The following is a 24,026-nucleotide window of genomic DNA, read 5'->3' as shown; positions in this document are numbered from 1 at the left end:
AGAGGGGCGGGGGAGAGGGGCGGGGATTTGTTTGAGGGGGTGGTTGGCGCAGCGCGGTGGGAGCACTCAAAGGCGCGCTGCGCGCCAGGACTGCCTGTCTAAGTATTCAGAAACTATTCGATCGACCTAGGCAGGGCCCATACGTTCAGCGTCCGCAATCATCTCGGCACCGACCTTATCAGGGTGTCGCGGAGAGAACATATGCTCGATTGCATTCCGCCAAATCAGCATATTGGTGGCAGCCGCCAGGTTCTTGAGAGGATAGAACTGTGCATCCGGCTCATTGTGGCGATTGTCCATCATCAATACTCGGGTCGGGCTCAAGGGGAATGTCACCATGGCATCCGGATGCTTCAATCCCCCATAGTGGCCGAGCGTATCGCCAACCAGAACCGGGTTGTCGGATGTAATAAACACCGGTGTTTCGCTCACAAGGATAGACCAGCGCATCTTTAGAAACATCTCGGCGGTGCCGGCAGCTTGTCCTACCCGGTCGTTCCATGCCTTTTTCATATCTTCCTCAGTGGCATCGCGGAAGGCGGGCCACGATGAATGATCCAGCTCGATGCGCCGGCCGCTGATGTGACCGAAGTCGGGTAGAGTATTGTGCTGCGTGAAGAAATCGACAAACTGTTGATGCATCGCTCTCCAGAATTCGAATTGCCGAGGCGTACGCAGCCAGGTAACCGCAGCCAAGAGCGCGACCATCTTGCGCAACGGCTCCCACGAAAAATCTGGAAAGTCGCTGCAGACCGCCTTCCACGTGGGATCACCAAAGAAGCCTTCGAGGTCGGCAAGCTTCTTCTCTAAAGCGTCGTCGCGTTTGCCGCAGGCTCCCATCGGCGCATACAGGTGAAACTTAACGGCCACCTTGTCGATGCGCTTTAGTTCTGGTTCGCCCTCGTTCTTACTGAAGCGCCAAATACGATGCCCTTTATCATCAGCGGCAAATGCTTTCAGATAGGATTGTGCTACCCAATGGCAGCGTCTGGTGACTTGCTTGCCCATGACGTCATCCTCACGCAAGTGGATAGAAGCGCGTCGCAATGTCCTCAGCCCGCATTTCACTTATGGCGTCGTGAACGAACTTTCTCTTGGCAACTAGGCGAACGCACCTCAAGCCCGTTTCGTCGTACACTTCGAGCCTGACGAGCCACTCATCACCAAAGTCGATGTAGACGGGGCAAGCAGCGTCCAACCATGTCTTGCGCGGACTTGCCCAATGATATTGGTGATGGCCTCGATAGCTCGCCTCCACTTCGGGCTTAATCCTATCGAGCCCTTCGATAAGCCCCCCGCGCAGCGTGGCCTTCGTGACACCTGGATAGTATTTCTGATTGGCTGAGACCCGGAAGAACGTTCCGCTGCTGGTACCTGCCATCGAGCGCGCCGCCTTCACCCACACCAAATCCTGCGCAAGCCTGGACGTCGGGTCCGGCAGCATGTGATAGATATCGAAGTTTTGGCGAAACGGCCTCCCGTCGATCACCCAAACGAGATTTTGGTAGAAGCCTTCGCGCGACGTGCGTTCGGCATCCGTTATGCTGGAATGCTGGACCTCGATATAGATGCCGGTCGGCGTCTTAATGTCGGCACGGTGGATTTCGCCATCCGGCGCGGTGTGAGCGATTTCACGGCAAGATTCTGGGAACAAATTCTTCCATCCCCGATGCCACTCGGTCTCGTTTTCCCACCAAGGATCACAATTGCGCCGCCCGCGATGCTCCCAATGATGAATGATGCGAGGTCCGCATTTGGCGACCATGCTCGCCCCGCAGGTTGGGCATGTACCAAGGGCTCCTGAGACAGCCTCACGCCGTTCCCCGTCTAATAATGCGTACTGCACTGATTGTTCCCTCACCGTCAATCGCACAGTCTTTTTCGCTAAGATGTAAGGCTTCGTTTTTCACCGAACCACTAACTCCAACCCCAGATTGCGCCGAGAGCTACGAGGGCACGAAGCCAGCCCCCCCTCACTCCCACTCAATGGTCCCCGGCGGCTTTGAGGTGATGTCGTAGACGACGCGGTTGATGCCGTTGACCTCGTTGATGATGCGGGTCGCTGTACGTCCAAGAAAATCATGGCTGAAATCGAAATAATCAGCCGTCATGCCATCCGTTGATGTGACGGCACGCAACGCACAGACGTGATCGTAGGTGCGCGCATCCCCCATAACACCCACCGTTCGCACGGGCAGCAGAACAGCAAACGCCTGCCAGATGCGGTCATACAAACCAGCCTTGCGAATCTCTTCCAAATAGATGCTGTCGGCATGACGTAGAATGTCGAGCTTCTCCGACGTCACCTCACCTGGAATTCGGATCGCCAAGCCCGGACCGGGGAACGGATGTCGGCCAATGAACGCTTCCGGCAACCCCAGCTCGCGCCCAAGCACGCGCACCTCATCCTTGAAGAGTTCGCGGAGCGGCTCGACCAGTTTCAAATTCATTCGCTCTGGAAGCCCACCCACGTTGTGGTGAGACTTGATTGTTACCGATGGCCCGCCGGTGAACGACACGCTTTCGATAACGTCGGGATAAAGCGTACCCTGCGCCAGAAAATCCGCACCGCCAAGCTTGCGGGCTTCCTCTTCGAATACATCGATGAACAAACGGCCGATGGTTTTGCGCTTTTGTTCCGGATCTGAAACACCATCGAGTGCGGAAAGGAACGTCTCGCGCGCGTCCACGTGAACGAGTGGGATATTGTACGTGCCTCGGAACAGGCTCACGACTTCGTCCGCCTCTCCGGACCGCAAAAGCCCGTGATCGACGAAAATGCAGGTGAGCTGGTCGCCGATCGCCTCATGGATCAACACAGAAGCCACGGCGGAGTCGACACCGCCTGAAAGTCCCGAGATCACTCGCGCGGAACCGACCTGCGCGCGGATCTTTTCGATCTCGCTCGACCTGAAGTGCGCCATCGTCCAGTCACCGGCTAAACCGGCAATCCTGTGCACGAAATTGGAGATCAGTTCGGCACCACGCGGCGTGTGCACCACTTCGGGGTGAAATTGCACCGCGTAGAACTTGCGCGCCTCGTCCGCGATCGCCGCAAACGGCGCTCCATGAGATACAGCGGTTACCTTGAAGCCATCAGGCAAACGTGTGACGCGATCACCGTGGCTCATCCAAACTTGATCTGTGTCACCCTTCGCCCAGACGCCCTCGAACAACGCGCACGCGTCAGTGACCTCTATCTCGGCACGACCGAACTCGCGGGTGTGTCCCCCTTCAACGCCGCCACCGAGTTGCGCCACCATCGTCTGCTCACCATAGCAGATGCCGAGCACAGGAAGACCGCACGTCCAAACCCAATCTGGCGCCCGAGGCGTTCCGGTTTCCGTGACACTCGAAGGTCCGCCTGAAAGAATGATCGCCTTCGGCGTAAGCCGCTCCAGAGCGTCCTCCGCCCGATTGAACGGTACGATCTCCGAATAAACACCCGCTTCACGCACACGTCGTGCGATAAGCTGAGTGACCTGGCTGCCGAAATCGATGATGAGAACGGTATTTGTCATGGAGCACTATGTAAGCAAGAAGTGTCGGGAAAAACGGAGGCGCAAAACGGCGAAACCGCCTGCTTTAGGGCTCGATAGACCATTGCACTCAAGAAGCGTCAAGCAATGCTTTCGCAACCTGCGCGATCCCGCCACAGCTCAGGTATTGGACTGCAGAAGCGCGAGATTGAACGCAGCCACGTAGACAATCCATCCAGCATACAGTCCAAACAGGACGGAAGCAGACTTCCGCAACCCCCAGGACACAAAGATGAAGGCCGCAACGGCGAACAAAAGCGCAAAGATGACATCCATGGCGCTATCGATGCGGTGTCGCTCAAAAAGAACGTAAGGCCACGCCACATTGAGGCCCAACTGCACGAGCCAGAGAAGCAGCGCAAGGCCAAGCCCCTGCGCGCGCCACACGATCCACCCAGCCACCGCGATGACCACATACCAGACGAGCCAGATTGCCGCCAAGACATCGAGAGAAGGTGCCCAATCCGGCTTCACGAGTTGATCATACCAATCCGTCGGCCAGGTCCCGGAATATAGTCCGGTTACAAACGTCGTATTAAAGCCAAGCGCGACAACCGCAGTGATGGCGAGAAAAACGAACAATGAACTCCGGCGTCGCACTGCTGTTCCCCCCAAGCGAAATCCCAGCCATCTCGCGCGAGCTCACTCCGAGCATTTACCCGTTTTCCCGGCGGTACGCGCCAGCTGGGTCAAGACCGTATCGATATGGTCGTATATCCAGAAATGACCGGCCCCTTCAATCCGCTCAACCGAGCAATCGGGGAGTTGTGCACCGAGCCATAATGCAGCTTCCACCGGCACGATCCGATCATCCGTGCCCTGCCAGATGAAGGTGGGTGCATGAATCGCGCCGAAATCCACACCCCAGGGCCGCGCAAAAATATCTAAGTCTGCCAATCCGCCGACAACGCCTTGCCGCAAGGCTTCGCGCGTCATCTTGATAAGACTCGCCTCGACATGGGGTTGGCTCAACGTCGCCGTATCCGCTGGGTTGAGCAGACGGGCGAAGAGACGTGCGGAAAGCTTGGGCGAAATATTGAAACCACGCGCAGCGACAGCCGCAACGGCGCGAAGCGCTCTCCGCCGTTTCGGCAGCTCCATGAAAAACCTACGCTTGGCGCGGGAGGCATGCACACCGGCGTCGCCCTCCTCCTCACCCAGCGCCGCGTACATATCGGCAATCGGCCCCATCGGACTGACAAGAGCCAATGCTGTTATCCGATGCGCCAAACGGGCAGCGAGCGCCACCGCATAAGGCGCCCCCCCCGAAACCGCGCAAACGGCCATTCGATCAAGCCCTAGGTGATGAGCGATCGCTTCAAGCTGCTCGGCCCGCTGCGCCAGCGTCGGCCGATGATCTACCGGCGAGAGGCCGTATCCCGGCCGATCGGGGCAAATAAGTTGAAGTCCCCGCGCGCGGGCAGCCGGGCCAGCAACCTCGAACATCAAACGCGAAGCAGGTGCGCCGTGGATCGCAAGCACAGGGATCCCGGAAGGATCGCCATAGCGCGTCAGTCCAAAAACGCGCCCGTCATCCAATTGCAGCCGCTGCGGATTGAGATCCTCTGGCTCACGTAACCGCTCCACAACCCCTCCGCCCAAATACAAATGACGGCATTGGCCCCAGGGCCAAACCACAAGGGATATGGATAATGCGCAGCGGCGGCGGACACAAACCTATGCCGTATCCACCGCCGACTTATGATCAAGCTACTTGCTTGGCTCGTTGCGTCGCTTTTTTCTGCGTCGTCTTATTCGTCGTCTTGGACGACTTGGCAGCCCGGACAACCGGACGCTCGACAATACCGAGCCGTTCAACAGCCGCGCCAAGTACCTGCCCCAGCATTTCGCTGTAGCGAACGCCCGCGAAGCCCGCCATCAAGTTGAACTTTCCATCCCAGCACCAGCCGGGGTTGGGGTTCACTTCCAGAAGCTTGATTTCGCCGCGAGCATCCGCCCGAAAATCAAACCGGGCATAGTCTCGGCAGCCTAGCCGCTCGAACAAACGCGAGGAGTGCTCAATGAGCTGCTGTTGAGCAAGGTCATTGAGATTGGCTTCGACATAGCGAATCTGCGTCCAATATGGGCTCTCTGGTTCCCATTTTGATTCGTAGCCCAGAATTTTCGGCAATGACGGATCGAGCCTGGAGTAATCAACTTCCAGGATCGGGAACGCTCTGAGCCCCTGTCCTGGATTGCCGATCATGCCGACAGAATATTCCGATCCCGTCAAATACTCCTGCACGAGGACGGAGCGCTTCGGAAACGACGTCCGCAGCTTTTCCAGGTAATCCATAAGCGCCGTTTCGTCGGTAACGACGGCATCTTTTGTAATACCCTCCGAACTATCCCCCACGTTCGGCTTCAAAATCGCAGGAAAAACCGACGGTAGCGTCGCGCCTTGATCCCCTGGACGCACATACGTTTCAAGCGGCACCGGCACATCGAGCGTCATCGCTGCCGCGCGTACGAGCCCCTTGTCGTAGCAAGCCGCTAACGCAGCTGGTGCACCGCCCGTGTAAGGCAAATCCAGCATCTCAAGCATTGCTGGCACGTGTAGCTCTTTGAAGGGGTCGTTATTGAAACCCTCATCGCAGAGATTGAACACGAGATCGGTCGAAAGCTCACTGAGATCGCGCGCCAAGGTTTTATGGTTGTCGAGAAAACGGAACTCGTATCCCGGCAATTCAGAAAGACCTTCTTTAAGTCGCCGTACCGTATCCAGATCTTCGGCGTTGAAGACGCCATCACGCTTGACTTGATCCGGCAGGCGGGGATCGCCGAGGAGCACCGTCACGTCGAGGCGGTGCGTCACACCTTTTGCCTTGCGGGCAGCCTTAACCGGCGCATCCGCAGTCAGCAGAATGCGCCGCGCCATCATCCCCAAATCCTGCTCCCGGTCCGACACACTCTCGGCGGAGCCGTGATCTCGGAAATTGCGGAAGCCGACCTTCTCGAGAAGCGCCGCGATGCTCTCGCGGGTGTAGAGCCGTTCCGCATAGAACTGATCCGCGATGACACCAAGCTCGTCGTGTACGATCACCTCACGAGAAATTAGCCGATCCCGATCTGAGGAGAGAGAACGCTCACGGCACACGAACTGATGCGCATCAATCCATTCCCAGGAGCGACGCTCGAAGTGCTCCGCCATATACCCGCCGTCGGTGATGTCGAGGAAGATCTGCCCCGACGGCCGCAGCATTTTGGCGACGGCAGCGAGCACTTTCTCATCATCGGTCTGGTTCGAGAAATAGCCGAACGAGTTACCCATGATGCAGACGAGATCAAAACTGTTCTCCGGCAACCGCGGGTTCCGCGCATCGCCTTCCTTAAACAGCACGCTCAGCCCCTCGGCCTGCGCACGCTTCTTGGCAAGCCGGATCAAATACCGTGAGCGATCAACACCGGTGACCTTCCGATATCCGCGCCGCGCCAGTTCAAGGCTATGTCGACCTTGGCCGCAGCAAAGGTCGAGCACGTCCTCGGCTTTCTCTAGGCCGGACGCCGCAATAAGGAAGTCGATGTCGCGCGATGTGTTTTCACTGTTCTCGACGACGTCCCCGTCTGTCTTCACGTACAAAGCGTTGAACAGTTTACGCCACCACTCGGACGGCAAGTGCTGTTCGAGATCTGCTACTGGACCGAAACTGGTGCGGGGAGTGGGCCGTTTTACCTTTTTGGGTTTCGCTGTAGGCGCCATCGTATACTGCCGAACCTCCTGAAAGATTTGGCTAAAAAGCTGTTCCATGCCTCTCGATGACCGGCATCACGCCGGCTACGACCTAAGGAGTCGCGACCCCGCGAACCTAAAGGCAGCCGACACATAGGGGAATATTGAAATCAATCAAGTCACTTCTTTGTCGCGAACGGAATATATTTGTGAAAACAGACATTGTGACGAAACACGAAGATTACACTAAGTATTTCTCGACAATATAGATATGTAAAAACCGTCCGTGCCATGTCGCGCCGGAGTGAGTTGCAGTCCAACGTTATCCCCCGTCGAGGACACCGGCGCATCAGACCCGAGTTGTTGTTGCCATTCGTCTACGTAGTTGATTGGCGTAAAGCCTTCATGCTCAGCGCAAAACCAGCGTACTTGCTCGCTATTCTCTTGCGGCAGGATTGAACAGGTCACATAGACCATGCGACCGCCCGGTTTGACCATTTTGGCAGCCATTTGGAGAACGCTTTTCTGATCTTCGAGACGCGCTGCTACGTTTTCGGGGGAAAGCCGCCACTTCGCATCCGGACGCCGCCGCCATGTTCCCGAACCACTGCATGGTGCATCGACAAAAACAAGGTCGAAGCGGTCACTGAGAGCATCCAACCCGGCCGCATCGCCCGCGTCCATAACCTGAACATTGCGCGCGCCCGCACGTTTCAACCGCTCGAAAATTGGTCGAAGCTGCGTCTTCTCACTATCGTAAGCATAGACCTGCCCCGTGTTCTGCATCGAGGCTGCAAACGCGAGCGATTTACCACCCGCACCGGCACACAAATCCAACACCTGCAAACGCGGTCGCGCTCCGGCCAGAAGCGCAGCCAATTGACTGCCTTCGTCCTGAACCTCAAACCATCCTTTGCCATGAGCCGTTTCGGCTTCCACATTCGGCGCCCGCTTACCGCCTTGCGGCGCCGGGATACGAATCCCAACGGGGGAAAGCAATGTTGCCTCCGCGCCGTATTTTTCTAAAGCCTTGAGGACCTTCTCCCGCGTTGCTTTAAGCGTGTTGACCCTAAGGTCAAGAGGCGCCCGTCGGGCTAAGGCTTCGCCTTCCGCTACGGCGCAAGCCCCAAATGCCCTATCGAATTCCCCGCTCAGCCATTCGGGAAAATCACCCTTTATATGAGCTGGTAAATCGTCCGAAAGAGGCCGATCAAGACCTGCTTGTTCCAGCTCACTTAGAGGCGAGATGCTGTGAGTCGAGCCGTCAGCCAACGCAATCACATCGGCCGCCGTTACGCCCATCGCCTCAGGCGCGGCTCCCACGATCAGCGCACGCGCACTATCGCTCCCCATCTTCCAGGCGATGGAATTTCGGCGTCGCAAGGCATCGTATACGAGATTGCCGATCGCAGCCCTGTCCCCAGAACCGGCGAAACGATGCGAGCGGCCCCAATCGGCAAGCGCTACCGACGCCGGCCTGTGACGCTCAATGACATCGGTCATGACTTCAATAGCGGCTTGTATCCGCGCGCCCGGTCTCACAGCGGAGCCGTGAGCAACGCCGCGACAATCATCACGAACATCGCAACCAGGAAAACAACCCCCAGCCCAAACGCCCAGAATCGCTGGCTCAAGTCATTGCGACCAACATGTATGGTCGCATGTATCAAACGCGAAATAACAAACCCCCACGCCGCGACAACCATCGCAAAATGCACCTGCCCCAGATAAATGGCCAAACCACTCAGCACATAGAACAGGACGGGCGTTTCGAACTGATTGGAGAAGTTGTTGCCGAACTGACGCACAGAGTCCGGCCACGCATGGTTGTCCAACGCAACCTCGCGGACACGCACCTCACCGCGCTTAACGGCCTGATACCGCACCCAGCCGGTCACAAGGCCAAGCACAAGTGTCAGGGTAACTTGCGCCAGGATCGGCCATACCAAATTCACGTTTCGAAACCTCAGCTAACGCCGGGATAGTTAGGACTTTCCCGCGTTATGGTGACGCCATGGGTATGGCTCTCGGACATAGCAGCAGGCGAAATCCGAACGAACTTCGCCTTTTGCTGAAGTTCAGCCACCGTTGCCGCACCGACGTATCCCATTGCCGCACGCAAACCACCAACGATCTGATGCAGCACGCCATCCACCGGCCCCTTGTAGGGAACCTGCCCCTCGATCCCCTCGGGCACCAGCTTCAGCGTATCGCGAACCTCGGCCTGGAAATAACGATCGGCGGAACCGCGCGCCATCGCACCGACCGATCCCATACCACGATACGACTTGTAGGTTCGTCCTTGATAGAGATAGGTCTCGCCGGGTGCCTCGTCCGTGCCCGCAAGCAGAGAGCCAAGCATGACGCATTGGGCGCCAGCCGCGATCGCCTTGGCGACGTCGCCGGAAAACTTGATGCCACCATCAGCAATGATCGGCACACCATGCTTACTGGCTTCGCTCGCGCAATTCGAAATCGCAGTGAGCTGTGGCACCCCGACACCGGCCACGATCCGCGTAGTGCAGATTGAACCCGGGCCGATGCCGACCTTGATGGCGTCGGCACCAGCATCAATGAGCGCAGCCGTCGCTTCAGCCGTCGCCACGTTACCGGCAATCACTTGAACAGCATTGGATTGCTTCTTGATCCGCGCCACCGCTTCAATCACCCGGCTCGAATGACCGTGAGCCGTATCGACGACGATCAAATCGCAGCCAGCATCAACCAGCAGCTCGGTCCGCCGGAAACCGTCTTCGCCAACCGTGGTTGCAGCAGCGACCCGCAAACGGCCTTCGCCATCCTTGCACGCGTTCGGATGTTTCTGGGCCTTCTCGATATCTTTGACCGTGATGAGCCCGATGCAATTGTAATCATCATCAACGACAATGAGTTTTTCGATACGGTGCTGATGCAGAAGCGTCTTGGCTTCATCCTGCGTCACAGAACGCTTAACCGTAATGAGCTTGTCCTTGGTCATCAGCTCCGAAACGGGCTGCCCCGGATTGCTCGCGAACCGCACGTCACGGTTCGTCAAAATGCCGACCAATTTTCCGGCTGACCGGCCTGGTGACGGAGAGACGACAGGAATACCGGAGATCTGTCGTTCAGCCATCATCTTAAGTGCATCGGCCAATGTTGCGTCCGGCGTAATCGTCACCGGGTTCAGCACGATGCCGGACTCGTATTTTTTGACCATCGCCACCTGCCGCGCCTGATCTTCAGGCTCCAAGTTGCGATGAATCACGCCGATACCACCGGCTTGCGCCACTGCAATTGCGAGACGCGCTTCGGTGACCGTGTCCATCGCCGACGACAGGATGGGGATATTGAGTGAAATCGACTTCGTGACCTTCGAGGACACGTTAACCGCGCCAGGCATGATTTCCGACCCTGCCGGGACCAGGAGAACATCGTCAAAGGTGAGCGCTAGCCCTGAATCTGAATTGATCGGGCTCAAGGCCATAGGGACCTCCGGGGTTGATCATGATAGCTGCGCGCTCGGCAAATCTGAGCGCCGAGCGAACACTTGATCGCCAGCGCTATACCACTTGCCAGGGATTGCGCAAAGCCATGTGGCTCAGGCTCTTTCATTCCTGTGCACCAGAGGGTGAACACAACCGCTTTCCGAAAGAAGCGATAGGACGGCCTCCGCCAGCACCGGAGCCAGCAGGAAACCGTGCCGATAAGCGCCGTTAACGTGCACGACACGCAGATCCGGCGACACATTAATCCCCGGAACATTGTCTGGAAACGCAGGACGCACGCCGGCTCCGATATCGAGAATCTCCGCCTCCCCAAACGAAGGGCTGAGGCTATAAGCCGCTCCGAGTAACTCAAGAGTGGAGCGAACTGTAACCGGACCACTATCTTCACTTTCAAGCACCGTCGCCCCAACCATGAAGCGATGATCCGACCACGGCACAACGTAAAGAGGATGCCGGGGGTGAAGCAACCGGACCGGCCGGCTCAGACGGACGTCGGTGCAACGGATTATGAGACGCTCTCCACGAACACCGCGCAGAGTAGGAAGTGCATCCCGCGCAGCGAGACCTCGGCAGTCGACAATCGTTTGATCAGCAGTGATATCTTCTGGCCGCGCGGCACCTGCCGCCCCGAACACGATCTCAACGTCCAGCCGTCGAACCTCATCGAGCAGGAAAGCAAGCGCTGCTGGCGTTTCGACGTGTCCTTCCTCAGCGAAATAAAGTGCAGACGAAAAGCGTCCGGCCAAATCCGGCTCAAGTTCACCAACTTGCGCTTCATCGAGCTTCTCATAGCGCTCCGTCATACGCGCGAAACGCATCAGCTCCGAAGTGTCTCTAGGACTCGCAACGACCAAGCTACCTGAAAACTTTACACCGGGATAAACGTAGCGCCACAACTCGAAGCCCTGCCGACCCAGATCTCGAACAATGGGCGGCGCGGCTTCCGATTCACAATCCGGCGCAAGCATGGCCCCCGCGTAAGAACTCGCCGACTCCGATAGCGGATCGGCATTGCGATCAAAAAGCCGTACGCGCGCACCTGCTCGAGCCAACAGCAATGCTTGCCATAGCCCCAACACACCAGCACCTAGAACGGTGACCTCTCGGCCCTCAATCCCCGATTGCAATACCCTCACGCCGCGGGTCCGCAGCGCCCTCCAGCTTGCCCTTCTCCAACACCCTGACGATCTGGGTGCCTGACGTCATCAGATCGGGCACGACCTCATGACCAAACGGTTTGACCTTGAGACCTTCCCAGACGGCACTTGGTGCCAACTCGATTTCAAATGACCCGCCACGGCTTCCAAAGTTGATGAGATCAGCCGCGTCCTGCGCGTTCATCTTCCAATCGATCAGCGCCACCAGCGTTTTCAATACGTAAAGGATTATCCGCGATCCACCGACAGATCCGAGTACCGACTCTAAGCGCCCCGTCTCATCGAAGACCATCGTGGGCGACATGGAGCTCCGCGGACGCTTGCCCCCTTGTACACGATTAGCGATCAAGCGCCCCGACTCGTCGGCTGGAAGAAATGAAAAATCGGTCAGCTCATTGTTCAGCAAGAAACCGGAAGCCCACAAACCGGACCCGAAGCCGCCCTCGATCGTCGTTGTCATCGAAATCGCATTGCCATCCCCATCAACAATCGAGATATGGCTGGTACCCGAGCGCTCTTCTGTTGCGTCGACACCGGGTAGGGGCTGCTCGAAGTCCAGGAGTCGTCCCGCGTCAGGCTGCTCCATCGCTTCATCTGGATCAATCAGCCGGCGACGCTTGCTGATATAACTTTTGGCGAGAAGACCATCGGGAATACGGACAAAGGCGGGATCAGAAATATAGCGGTCGCGATCCGCATAGGCGAGCTTCTCAGCCTCGGCAATGAGATGCATAGCAAGAGGCTGCATCCTCTCTTGAGCATCCCCGCCGAGATCATACGCCTCAAGCAACATCAAGGTCTGAGCGATAGTGTAACCGCCTGACGATGGCGGCCCCATGCTGCATATCCGCTTACGCCGGTACGTAAAGCAAATAGGCGCGCGCTCAATAGGGGCGTAGGTCCCAATATCCGTCAGGGTCATATCACCCCCTGCATTGGGCGCTGAGGCAACTGCGTCCACAATCGACTGCGCAATGGGCCCATCTTCGTAAAAGGCCTGTGCGCCATCGTTTGCGAGCACACGGAGTGTTGCCGCGAACTCCGGGTTTTTCAGCGTATACCCGACAGGTCGCGGCCACCCATCTTCGGAAAAGAAATAGCGGCGCGCGGGAGGTGTAAAACGTTCAGCTCCAAACCACGTGAGTAGCAGATTGAGCCGCCGCGAAACGGTGAAGCCGTTCTCAGCCAATTGGATCGCCGGCTCAAAAAGACGTGCCCACGGCAACTTGCCATGACGTTCGTGCAAAAGCGCCATCACAGCCACAGTTCCGGGAACGCCGACACTCAAACCGGAATTGACTGCTTTGCCGAACGGCATACGGGATCCATTTACGAGGAAACGGTCTGGACGAGCCGCGGCCGGAGCAGTTTCACGCCCGTCGTACGTCGTCAATTTCTGCCCGTTTTCGTTCCAATGGAGAACGAAGGCACCCCCGCCAATTCCCGAGGACTGAGGCTCCACAAGATTGAGCACGAGCTGCGTCGCAATAACTGCATCCGCAGCACTGCCTCCGGCACGCAATATCTCCAGACCTGCCTTACTTGCGTAGGGGTTTGCCGCCGCTACCATATACTTCGAGGCGGTAGCCAAACGCTTTTCGACATAGCCGGAATGTGCTTCCGGCGCGCTTCGCGTTTGTGCCAATGCGCCGCTGCCGGACCAAACAAGCGCCCAGACAGCAAGCCCCGTCAGCAATGAAGCAACGAGGTTCCATAAACGAACCCGGCGAAACCGGAACGGCAATCCCGAGCCCGCTCGTTCAACGCAGAAGCTATATCGAATCCTTAAGTGCATATCTCACTGAGGCTTTTCACGACGTCCGCCCTATCTTGCGGCGCCTTCCGACTCAATGAAAATCTGACCGCATTGGATGCGTCATGCTTCGCACAAAACGTGCGAAAAGCCGGAACGGCGAGAGGGCAAGAATGCCGTTCCGGCTCTGACAAGGCGCGATCTTCACTCCGGCGGGGGTACGCAGGAGACACCGGCCCTGGTGGCGAGTACCAAAGACACCAACGGTGAGGGGCTTGGGGAAGACCCGTTGGCATCTGGCAACGCTCTCGCGACAACCTTTTGAATTTGCTTAGCTTGAGCTGAGACGCATGTCGTATTTGTTCTTCAAACGTTCTTATCCCAGATCCCCCCATGCCGTCAAGGCAAAACAGAACAAAATGGGAACGGGAAATAAAACCAGCCGCCAACGCGAAACGCGCATCTGAAGGGCAAGGGACCCTTACTGACGTTTTCGTGAACGATGAGAAGAGTATCCAGATCAATCTTGCTGGCGTGCTGCTCTAGGATACGGAAGAGGCGATGCGCTCAGGAGGCATGCAATGTCCACATCTCTCGCCACGCAAGCAACCAACCGCATCCCGTATGCCGCTCCACTCCGAATCGGCACGGTCACGCTCCGGGTCCGAGACCTACAATCCATCAGCCGGTACTACGAACACCTCGTTGGGTTGCGCATACTGAGCTCGGATGACCACACGGCCCATCTCGGAACCCGCGACTCGACACTGCTTAAGCTAATCGGCGATCCAGGCGCGGAACCGCGGCCTCCTGGCGGCGCAGGCCTCTTTCACACAGCGTTTTTGCTGCCCAACCACGGTCAACTGGCACTCTGGACGAAGCACGCAGTCGATAACCGTTTCCTCATTACAGGCGCCTCCGACCACGCCGTAAGCGAAGCTATCTACCTGTCCGATCCCGAAGGTAATGGTATCGAGATTTACGCCGATCGCCCGCGGGAAGAATGGCGCTATGCCGAGAGCCAAGTGAAAATGGTTACCGAACCACTTGACGTCGAGCGTCTGTTGGCATCGGCCTCAGGAACGTGGAGCGGCTTGCCCGATGACGGCGTCATCGGTCACGTACACCTCCAAATTGGCGCACTCGATACTGCTGAGTCTTTCTACGGAACTATCCTAGGTTTCGATATTTCTTGCCGCTATTCCGGCGCCAACTTCTTCGGCTCAGGCGGCTATCATCATCAGCTAGCCACCAACGCGTGGGCGAGCCGAGGCGCAGGCCCACGCCCGGACGGAGCTGCCGGACTCGTGGCCTTTGAGATCCTTGCTGACAAATCTCTCATAGCACCCATCCGACAGCGTGCCCAAAGCGCTGGCGCCCTGACAGCGGAAAGCAATAGCGGACTGACCCTGCGTGATCCCTGGAACATTGAAGTGACGTTACGAACAAACGAAGCAACCAAACCAAAACGGACGAGCCTCCCGCCAGGCTGAGCGTGACAGGCAAGACTTATAGTCATCAAGAGATTATTTTGGTGGTTAAAAAACTATCGAGCAAAACGGTATCGATTGCTCGATTCATTCTGGTTCAATGGGTAAAAGCTGATGCACTCTTACGGACCACCCATGCCTAAAATTCCCTTTCTGGAAGTTTAATGCAGGGACAAATTCCCCCCTGACACTTTCGTGATCCGCCGGAATACGATCATGGCAAGAGTGTGGCTTGGCTGCTCTGCCGTCGAAACCCAAACGCAACTATACGTTCTCTTTACTCGGGACGATCCAAGATCGGCCGGACAGGATTGTCTGTCGTAAATTTTTCTGACGACAGATAGCAACCGCGCGCCGGGACAAATCGTTAAGCGCAAGCCGCAGTTTTTGAGAGAGATGGACGGAGCAATTTGGGATGTCCGCACTGAAGTTCATGAGCCGTAGTATAGTTGTACTGAGCGCCATCCTCGCCACTGCCGCCGCGGCGCCAAGCGCCTCAGCGCAGACGTTGTGGGGTGGCGATAATGAATGGGGCGGGGGCCGTCAAACCGTAACGTTCAACGAACAGTATACGCCAGGCCAGATCATCGTCAGCTTTGGCGATCGCCGCCTGTACCTCATCACGAAACGTGGCCAAGCCATCAGCTACCCAATCGCAATTCCGCGCGAAGACGCACGCTGGCAGGGCACGACCAGTGTTTCCATGAAACGCGAAAACCCGGATTGGCGCCCCACGCCAAGCATGCTGGCCAAAAATCCGCGCCTGCCAAGCTGGGTTCCCGGTGGTCACCCGATGAACCCGCTAGGCGTTCGCGCACTCTATCTTGGCTCAAGCACATATCGTATCCACGGCACGGATGCACCCTGGACGATCGGTACAGCAGCCTCCGCAGGTTGCATCCGAATGTACAATGAGGACGTGCTTGACCTCTACCCGCGTACAAAAATTGGCGCGAAGGTCACAGTGACCTGGGATCGCTTTAAGACCAACAAAGAGTACAACAGCGCGAGCTACAGCGATCAGCAGGGCCGCACAGGCTACTACGACGGCTTTTTCCGTTAATCCCAAAAGCCGAAGTCGAAAGTTATGAAAAAAGGACGGTGCTTTATCGCACCGTCCTTTTTTGTTTGCTGAGAAACGAGAACCCATTGCGTTCCGACCTTAGACCTTAAGGGCCCGCACGTTTATCACCCCGTCCAAGACATGCCACAAACCCACGCGCAAGATTTTCAAGCATGGTCGTGTAAAGCTCGGGGCCGGGTTCAACGTCGATCCCAATCGGATCGAGAACTCCAGTTCGAGCACCGGTCCCCTCGCTGACGGCCTGGAGCACCCGCGAATTGAATTGCGGCTCGGCAAAGATGCAAACCCCGCCCAAGCTCCCAATCCGCTCACGCAACACAGACAATCGCCGAGCCCCGGGCGGGACTTCCGGATTGACGGTCACCGCGCCGGCCGCCCGCAGGCCGAACCGCGCTTCAAAATAGTGGTAGGCATCATGAAATACGACAAAAGGGATATTACGAACTGGGGCCAGTTCAGCCGCGATCACGGCAGAGGTCTGATCCACCTTCTCGGCAAACTTGCGCGCATTGAGCGCGAACGCTTTTGCATGCTGAGGCCAGCGGCGCGAGAACACCTCAGCTAAATGAAAAGCCATTACCTTGGCGTTTTCCGGATCGAGCCAGACGTGCCCATCCACACTGTTTGCGACAAAAGAAGCATTGTCCCCCAATTCGTGCGCATGCGTGTGGTCGTCACCGTGCGTATCGAAGTGACCGCCAAACCGTAGCTTCAGAAGGTGCATCCCCTTCGTTTCAGCGAGCGTCACCACTTCAACCGCCTCAGGAAGGGCCCGCACAATACGCGCCGTAAACGGTTCGACCTGCTCGGAAACGCGTACAAAAACGTTCGTCTTATTGAGTTCGCGCGCGTCCGAGGGTTTCAAAGCGTAAACATGAGGCGAAGCGTTGCCGGAGATCAAAAGTGTCGGCGTTGCTATGCCCTGCATTACCGCTGAGGCAATCGAGTGTATAGGCTTGCTGGTGATGACGACGTTCGACGCATCCTGGGCAACAACCGGTACAATAATGCCGACGTACGCAACCCACGCTAACAACGCACAAAACACGTGATCGGCCACGCTATGGCGCACACCCGCGCACCTTCCAAGGCGCCGGCGCTTCCATTTCACCGGCCTCGGCACAATTTGAGTTGTAACGATTCTAATCCGCCTTACTTTGCGCCGATTAGCACGCGATGCCAAAGTCGCACCCATATTAGTCGCAAACGTTGAAGCCGTCAGACGCACGAAGCTCGTTAGATCAAGGTTGAGATCCATGCTGTTGACCTTATCCCGGATAATTGCTGCGCACCTCGCGGTATTGGCTCTGGTGATTTCGACACCGCTTGCAGCACACCCGCACGTCTGGGTAAGCGTGGAAACGACGCTTGTCTACGACAACGGCCGCATCTCCGGGTTTCAAAATAGCTGGACGTTCGACGATGCCTACACCTCCATGGCAATCGAGGGGCTAGACGCCAACGGCGATGGCAAGTACTCCCGCGACGAGTTGACCGAGCTCGCTCAAGTCAACATCGACGGGCTGAAGGAATTTGACTACTTCACTTACCCCAAACTCAACGACGAAGCTCTGGCTCTCGGTGCTCCTCGGGACTACTGGCTAGAGCACCAAGACGGGATTCTCACCCTTCATTTCTTCCTGCCGCTGGCTGAACCAGTCCTTGCCGCGGCGCCGGGTTTCACCTTCCAGGTATTTGACCCGACCTATTTCATCGCGTTCGACCTCGCGGAGAAAGATCCGATCAAACTCGCCGCAGGTGCACCACCAGAATGCCATATCGATATCGGCGTTCCAAAAGCAGATACGGCTGAAGCGGAAAAGCTCGGCGAGGCCTTTTTCCAACAGTTTGGCGGCGACATCGGTATTGGCCTCGCCAAAACTGTCTCGGTCAAGTGCTCCAGTTCCTAAACACATAACACTGCACCGTCTAAACCGAATCTGATCTCGGCGCATTTGCCCGTAGGAGCCGTACGGACTTTTGCGGTCACCGCGTCCTATTTTGACGCGCGGGTTAACTCTTATCTAAAGACACTCACCGCAGTAGCACACGCACGAGCTAGTCTCTGAACCGAGCACCGATCCACGTCGGCAACGTGAGCCGCCCAGCTCCCAACGACCTAGAGGTCAGCTTGAGTTTCATATGCGCCTGATGCTGCCAGTTCTGTTTGCCGCCTCTGCGCTGATTACAGTGCTCAGCACATCCAATGCGGCCCGAGATCTGATCAGCGCACCGTCATCCGCGGACGCCGAATTAATCGTGATTGAGGTCGAAGGGTGCTTATACTGCAAAGTCTTCCGTCGTGACGTGCTTCCGGGCTATCTGGCGTCCCCGCGCAGCAAGGAAGCCCCTATTCGCTTCGTTGACTACAATACCCAAACCGCAGCAGATCTCCCGCTGAATGGGCCTGTCACCATCGTCCCGACTTTTGTAATGATAAAAGACAACAGGGAAGTTGGCCGATTACCGGGCTACGTCGGCAGAAGCGAGTTCCTCCGGGCTGTGACCCATATGCTGTCTGCGCCATAACTTCGCTTTTCTGTCCTTCCATATCCGTTGCCAAGCCACAGACGATCGGCTTTCATGCCGGCAGTTTTTGTTACGGTGCGGTAGTTCCGGAGACGCAACCCTATGGATCGACGCGAATTTTTGAAGACAACCGGTCTCGCCGCTACGGCAGCTGCCACGACAACAACAACTGCTGCGGCCTCCTCGACGTCTGCGCCGGTCTCCGCACCCGCGATCCTCCCGAACACCCGTGAACTGCACATGGCAATGGCGTGGCCGGATGCCGTATCTGGCCAGGCAGACTGCGCGCATCGCCTTGCCAGTCGCATCGAAGAAGCAACGGACCGTCGTTACCGCATTCGTATCACTGCCGAAAATTCGAATGCAGCAGTCACTCTCGCAAAGGGCGAGGCCGACCTTTACCATGCCAGTGAGCATGACAATGCTGACCTCGACGCTGCTTTTTCGTATTTCGCCGGCCTGCCGTTTTCGGCAGGCTTGGCACCGGGCGACCTAGCAAGCTGGCTCGCCATCGGAGGTGGTCAGGAACTTTGGGATGAACTTGCCGCCGAGCACGGCTTCAAACCGCTGCTGGCCGGACACACCGGACAGTCACCACGTCTCTGGTCGAACCGACCTATTGGGACCTTGGGTGACTTCAAGGGCCTGCGCATCTCGGCTTACGGTCCAACGGCCGACGTCATGCGTGCCATCGGTGCCGAAACGGTCGCGATGCCGTCGTACCGGCTCGCGGCCGCCCTGCGTGACCGGGACATTGATGCAGCCGAATTCGGTGGCGCATTGCAGGCAATGGCAGCAGGCGTAGCGCCGGCCGGGAACATTGCTCTGGAAACCGTTTCCAATGGCGCCGGCACGGCCATTACACTGGGCATCAGCACACGCTTGTGGGACGGCATGAGCCAATCCGACCGGACGATCTTTACGGCATGCGCCGGAGAAGCTTACCGGCTGGCGGTCTCTGAAAACGAAGCCCATGAGAAGGTTATTATGAAGGCCCTAACCGATCTGCATGGGGTCACGACCGCGAGCCTGACGGCGGACGCCCGTGCCGCCCTACGCTCGGTTACTGAGGCGGTTGTCGCGACTCTCGCTTCTACGACTCCGCGTGCCCAGCGCGTTAATGCGAGCTACATGGCCTTCCGCCGAACGGTAAGCCCATCGGATCTGGCGACGCCTTCAACTGAGATCCCTCTTGTTTGAAGTTAACGCGCTGCAAAAACCGGAATTTTTCATCGCTTTTGTCGGAAAGGGGCGTAAACTGCCGGTCCAATGGCGAACCCAAATCAAAGGCCCGAAAGGAGTCATTGAAAAATGAGCACCGACTATACAAACGATGTGGCGCGTTACGCCAAAAACGTCAACGAACAAGCCGTTGCCGGCATTGTCAAACATTTGGGCATTGCTCTACGCGGCAGAGATGCGGCACTAGTGTCGTGCTCAAGCAAAGACGAACTCGCGCGGGTTCGTGATGGATGGCTGAAAAAGAAGCTCGGATTGACGGACGACGACAAGGCGCTCGACGCGGCAATCAATGAGATCTGCACGACCATGAAAGGCGACTCGCAGAAACAGCGCGTGACCTTCTATTACCTGCTCGCTGAGAAGTACAACAAGCTCGATGCTCTTGTCTGAGCGCACATACCTTGCGTGATCGCGTTTTGCTGACCGCAGGCCTTGCGTTTTAATTGCCGCGACCGATTTTGAAGTAAGGGGTATGGAGTAGCTTCCTGCCCCTTAATTTGTTTTATGCAATACTATCCCTTGGCTGCCGATCGGAATACGCGGAGATGCCAAAGAATAAGCCGACCCTGAGCGAAAAATTCGATCTGGCCGAGACGCATGTGCTCCTCACCGGTACTCAGGCCATCGTTCGCCTCGCGCTTATGCAAAAGGCTAGAGATCAGGAAAACGGCCTGAACACAGCTGGTTATGTGACGGGCTATCGCGGCTCTCCCATCGCAACAATCGAACAAGCATTTGCGGCAGCAGGGCCGATCGTTCCCGCAAACGACATCGTCTTTCAGCCGAGCATTAATGAAGATCTTGCCGCGACGGCAATCTGGGGCTCGCAGCAGGCCGAGTTGCGCGGCGAAGGCCTCTTCGATGGCGTGTTCTCCATATGGTACGGAAAAGGCCCCGGCGTCGACCGCTCTGGGGACGCACTCCGTCACGCCAATCACGCAGGGACCTCCGCCAACGGCGGCGTGATCGCACTTATGGGCGACGACCATACGTGTGAAAGTTCCACCTCGGCGCACCAGTCCGAATTCGCTTTCGTCGACGCGATGATTCCGATCCTGGCACCGGCAAACGTTCAGGAGATTCTTGATTTCGGCCTGTTTGGATTTGCACTGTCTCGCTACGCAGGCGTCTGGGTCGGCCTGAAATGCGTAAAGGATAACGCCGAGAGCACCGCATGCGTCGACGGGCGACCCAATCGCGTTGTCATACGCCATCCAGCTCCAACCGAATTTGATATGCCGCCTGATGGCTTAAACATCAGGCTGGGCGATAGTCCGTTGGCGAAGGAGGCACGTCTTCACGAATTGAAACTCGATGCGGTGCGTGCGTTCGTCCGAACGAACGGACTAGATCGAATCATTTTTGAAGGGGGACCAGCTCCACGAATTGGTATCGTCACGGCAGGCAAAAGCTATCCTGAAGTCCGTCAGGCTCTCCACGATCTCGATATAGATGAAACGCGCGCTGAAGAGCTGGGCGTGGCTCTATATAAGGTCGCCATGACATGGCCCCTCGAACCCAAAGCCATGCTGAGATTTGCCGCCGATCTCGATCTCATCATCGTCGTCGAAGAAAAGCGCGCGCTCATAGAACCTCAAATAAAGGAGTTGCTTTATGGGCGCGACGCACGCCCCGTCATAATCGGCAAGCGGGATGAAGATGGCGCCCCCCTGTTCAAGTCATCCGGCGCCCTGGAAACACTGCAAATCGCGCTGGCCATCGGCGAACGTTTGTCAGAACGCACAGGCGACCGCCAGATCTGGAACCGCGTCGCTGAGCTCCATCGATTTGCCACCAACCGCGCGACAGAACCCGAAGCTTTTGAGCGCACGGCCTACTTCTGTGCCGGCTGCCCGCACAATACTTCGACACAAGTCCCTGACGGCGCGCGCGCTTATGCAGGTATCGGCTGCCACTACATGGCCCAGTGGATGGACCGTGCGACCGACGGCTTTACCCAAATGGGTGCCGAAGGAGCCAACTGGATCGGCGAAGCGCCCTTCTCAGCGAGAGACCACGTCTTCCAGAACATAGGCGACGGCACCTTCGTACACTCAGGTTCTCTTGCAATCCGTGCAGCCGTTGTCTCAGGCACAAATATCACTTTCAAGGTGCTCTATAACGATGCCGTCGCGATGACGGGCGGACAACCCCTCGAAGGCGGCATGACCGTCAGCCAGATGGCGGCTCTCGCTCTTGCCGAAGGTGTAGCACGCGTCGATGTCGTGACAGACGATCCGGCCCGCTACAGGTCCATTAACTTGCCGCCAGGCGTCGAGCTCCTTCAACGCAGCAAGCTCGACGCGACGCAGCGCGCGCTGGCCGAAACGCGCGGGGTCTCAGTCCTCATCTATGATCAGACGTGCGCCGCCGAAAAACGCCGCCGCCGGAAACGCGGAACGTTGCCTGCGAAGGCTGCGGGGATTGCGGCGTGAAATCAAACTGCGTCGCGATCGTTCCTCTCGAGACCGAACTTGGACGAAAGCGGGCCATAGACCAATCAGCCTGCAACAACGACTTTACGTGTCTTGAAGGCTTCTGCCCCAGCTTCGTGACACTGCACGGGGCAAAGCCCAAATCCCGGTCGTCGTCAGAAACAAAACAAACCGCGACGCCGACACTAAATCCGGTCGCTTTACCAGAACCGCAGCGGCCGAGCCTCGCCGAGCCCTACGCCATTCTCGCGACTGGAATCGGCGGCACGGGCGTCGTCACGATATCTGCTGTTCTTGGCCAAGCTGCGCATCTTGCAGGCCTTGGCTTCGGAGCCATCGACGCTACCGGCCTAGCTCAGAAAGGTGGCGCCGTCGTTTGCCACATGAGGTTCGCCGCTGAACCGGAGGCAATCAACGCCATCCGGGTGGGAACAGCGGACGCGGACCTGATCCTGGGTGGAGACCTCGTCGTAACGGCGTCAAACAAGGTTCTCGATTGTATTTATCCCAACCACACGGCCGTCGCTGTATCGAGCCATGAAGTTCTAACCGGTGCCTTCACACGCCGACCGGATTTGGCCATCCCCAGCCACCGCTTGATGGACCGCATTCGCCGCCGCTTGAATGGAGCGCCACTGATCAGCGTTGATGTGTACGACCTCGCCGTTCGCAACTTCGGCGACAGCATCTACGCCAACATGATGCTGCTCGGCATTGCCTACCAACATGGCTTCATCCCCGTGCCATCAAACTGCATCGAAGCTGCGATCCGGCTCAACGGCGCCAAGGCTGAAACAAACATTGCCGCGTTCCGGTTTGGACGCACCACGGCCACGAGAGATGAACTTCAAACGGAACATGAGGATCCCAATCCCGCACACAAAGCGCTAACGCTTCGCGAAGCCATTGCGCACCGCGCAGCGCACCTTGAAGCCTACCAGAATGTCACCCTCGCCGAGCGCTATCTCGAACGCGTCGACGCTATCGCCAATCTCGAACAGCATAGAATTCCAGGCTCCCAGACACTTACAAAAGCTGTGGCACACGCTTATTTCAACGTCCTCGCCATTAAGGACGAATACGAAGTCGCGCGCCTATTCACGCAGGGCAGCTTCCAAAACCTCATTGGGCAAAACTTCGACAATATCCGCGCAATGACGTTCCATATGGCTCCGCCCCTCCTTCCCCGCAGGGATCGTGCAACTGGCCATCCTCGGAAACTCGCAATTTCTGGCCGCTGGCTAATGCCGATACTGAAGGGACTAGCCAAGGCAAAACGTTTGCGAGGCACATGGGCTGACCCATTTGCCTACACTGTCGACCGTCGCCGGGAACGCGCCTGGATAACGCAGTATGAGGAGGATCTCGATCTTATCGCCCAACGTCTAAACCACGGCAATTATGCAGCCGCCATCGAACTCGCCGGTCTGCCGCAAACTGTGCGCGGCTTTGGCCATGTCAAAATGGCGGCTTTAGACAAAGCCGAACATCGCGCCAAAGAACTCAGGCAACAGCTACGAGATCGCTCACGGTCCGCAAATTTGGATCGCATCCCCGCGCAATAAAAATTCAAATCACTCATAGACAAAAGCCACGCCAACTAATCTGACGTCATAACTGCGCGCTTTTGGCCTGCCCCTCA

The 24,026-nt window shown here is 57.3% G+C and carries 20 protein-coding genes; 8 read left to right on the top strand and 12 right to left on the bottom strand.

Annotation, left to right across the window (positions count from 1 at the left end; translation table 11 throughout):
- Positions 1-126 precede the first annotated feature (126 nt).
- The 11 genes from YBN1229_RS18475 to ggt form a co-directional block, all read right to left on the bottom strand.
- The gene (locus YBN1229_RS18475; RefSeq protein ID WP_046479711.1) at positions 127-1,008 is read right to left on the bottom strand and encodes a DUF4238 domain-containing protein; all 882 of its coding nucleotides are present in this window, start codon (positions 1,006-1,008) and stop codon (positions 127-129) included.
- Between the two features lie 10 nt (positions 1,009-1,018).
- Entirely contained in the window at positions 1,019-1,765 is a 747-nt protein-coding gene (locus YBN1229_RS18470; protein WP_197540924.1) for a CoiA-like domain protein, read from the bottom strand.
- A 208-nt stretch (positions 1,766-1,973) separates the two neighbouring features.
- Entirely contained in the window at positions 1,974-3,521 is a 1,548-nt protein-coding gene (gene guaA, locus YBN1229_RS18465) for a glutamine-hydrolyzing GMP synthase (RefSeq protein WP_046479706.1), read from the bottom strand.
- 138 nt (positions 3,522-3,659) lie between these two features.
- Complete coding sequence (locus YBN1229_RS18460) at positions 3,660-4,139, bottom strand: TspO/MBR family protein (protein WP_160298741.1); 480 nt, start codon at positions 4,137-4,139, stop codon at positions 3,660-3,662.
- A 42-nt stretch (positions 4,140-4,181) separates the two neighbouring features.
- On the bottom strand, positions 4,182-5,126 hold the full coding sequence (locus YBN1229_RS18455; RefSeq protein ID WP_046479703.1) for an alpha/beta fold hydrolase: 945 nt from the start codon (positions 5,124-5,126) through the stop codon (positions 4,182-4,184).
- A gap of 118 nt (positions 5,127-5,244) precedes the next feature.
- Positions 5,245-7,239, bottom strand: a complete 1,995-nt coding sequence (locus YBN1229_RS18450) for a methyltransferase domain-containing protein (protein WP_046480877.1) — start codon at positions 7,237-7,239, stop codon at positions 5,245-5,247.
- Between the two features lie 216 nt (positions 7,240-7,455).
- Positions 7,456-8,751, bottom strand: coding sequence for an RsmB/NOP family class I SAM-dependent RNA methyltransferase (locus YBN1229_RS18445; RefSeq protein ID WP_046479699.1), 1,296 nt, complete (start codon positions 8,749-8,751; stop codon positions 7,456-7,458).
- Positions 8,748-9,164 carry an MAPEG family protein gene (locus YBN1229_RS18440; RefSeq protein WP_046479697.1) on the bottom strand — a complete coding sequence of 139 codons (417 nt, stop codon included), beginning with the start codon at positions 9,162-9,164 and terminating at the stop codon, positions 8,748-8,750. The genes YBN1229_RS18445 and YBN1229_RS18440 overlap by 4 nt, the downstream gene beginning before the upstream one ends.
- A gap of 11 nt (positions 9,165-9,175) precedes the next feature.
- Positions 9,176-10,672 (bottom strand): IMP dehydrogenase, encoded by a 1,497-nt coding sequence (guaB, locus tag YBN1229_RS18435; protein ID WP_090227931.1) that lies wholly within the window; start codon positions 10,670-10,672, stop codon positions 9,176-9,178.
- Between the two features lie 114 nt (positions 10,673-10,786).
- Positions 10,787-11,830, bottom strand: coding sequence for an FAD-dependent oxidoreductase (locus YBN1229_RS18430; RefSeq protein ID WP_046479693.1), 1,044 nt, complete (start codon positions 11,828-11,830; stop codon positions 10,787-10,789).
- Positions 11,805-13,595, bottom strand: a complete 1,791-nt coding sequence (gene ggt, locus YBN1229_RS18425) for a gamma-glutamyltransferase (protein WP_046479691.1) — start codon at positions 13,593-13,595, stop codon at positions 11,805-11,807. The genes YBN1229_RS18430 and ggt overlap by 26 nt, the downstream gene beginning before the upstream one ends.
- Before the next feature lie 590 nt (positions 13,596-14,185).
- Between ggt and YBN1229_RS18415 the strand changes: the two genes are divergently transcribed.
- Entirely contained in the window at positions 14,186-15,097 is a 912-nt protein-coding gene (locus YBN1229_RS18415; RefSeq protein WP_046479684.1) for a VOC family protein, read from the top strand.
- Positions 15,098-15,509: 412 nt separating this feature from the next.
- Positions 15,510-16,157 carry a L,D-transpeptidase gene (locus tag YBN1229_RS18410; protein WP_076605361.1) on the top strand — a complete coding sequence of 216 codons (648 nt, stop codon included), beginning with the start codon at positions 15,510-15,512 and terminating at the stop codon, positions 16,155-16,157.
- Positions 16,158-16,263: 106 nt separating this feature from the next.
- On the opposite strand, the gene YBN1229_RS18405 is transcribed toward YBN1229_RS18410, so the two are convergent.
- Positions 16,264-17,238 (bottom strand): zinc ABC transporter substrate-binding protein, encoded by a 975-nt coding sequence (locus YBN1229_RS18405; protein ID WP_160298740.1) that lies wholly within the window; start codon positions 17,236-17,238, stop codon positions 16,264-16,266.
- Between the two features lie 196 nt (positions 17,239-17,434).
- Between YBN1229_RS18405 and YBN1229_RS18400 the strand changes: the two genes are divergently transcribed.
- From YBN1229_RS18400 to YBN1229_RS18800, 6 genes are all read left to right on the top strand, one after another.
- Complete coding sequence (locus YBN1229_RS18400; RefSeq protein ID WP_046479681.1) at positions 17,435-18,088, top strand: DUF1007 family protein; 654 nt, start codon at positions 17,435-17,437, stop codon at positions 18,086-18,088.
- A 232-nt stretch (positions 18,089-18,320) separates the two neighbouring features.
- Entirely contained in the window at positions 18,321-18,707 is a 387-nt protein-coding gene (locus YBN1229_RS18395; RefSeq protein WP_046479679.1) for a hypothetical protein, read from the top strand.
- Between the two features lie 102 nt (positions 18,708-18,809).
- Positions 18,810-19,907, top strand: a complete 1,098-nt coding sequence (locus tag YBN1229_RS18390) for a twin-arginine translocation signal domain-containing protein (protein WP_046479675.1) — start codon at positions 18,810-18,812, stop codon at positions 19,905-19,907.
- A 111-nt stretch (positions 19,908-20,018) separates the two neighbouring features.
- Positions 20,019-20,339, top strand: a complete 321-nt coding sequence (locus YBN1229_RS18385; protein ID WP_046479672.1) for a DUF2853 family protein — start codon at positions 20,019-20,021, stop codon at positions 20,337-20,339.
- Positions 20,340-20,494: 155 nt separating this feature from the next.
- Positions 20,495-22,384, top strand: coding sequence for an indolepyruvate ferredoxin oxidoreductase family protein (locus YBN1229_RS18805; protein ID WP_152025044.1), 1,890 nt, complete (start codon positions 20,495-20,497; stop codon positions 22,382-22,384).
- The gene (locus YBN1229_RS18800) at positions 22,381-23,949 is read left to right on the top strand and encodes a DUF6537 domain-containing protein (protein WP_160298739.1); all 1,569 of its coding nucleotides are present in this window, start codon (positions 22,381-22,383) and stop codon (positions 23,947-23,949) included. The genes YBN1229_RS18805 and YBN1229_RS18800 overlap by 4 nt, the downstream gene beginning before the upstream one ends.
- Positions 23,950-24,026 lie beyond the last annotated feature (77 nt).

Origin of the sequence: Candidatus Filomicrobium marinum, from assembly GCF_000981545.1 — a bacterium.
Taxonomy (GTDB): domain Bacteria; phylum Pseudomonadota; class Alphaproteobacteria; order Rhizobiales; family Hyphomicrobiaceae; genus Filomicrobium; species Filomicrobium insigne.
The sequence above is the reverse complement of the archived record's forward strand: the minus strand, read 5'-3'. Positions and strand labels throughout refer to the sequence as shown.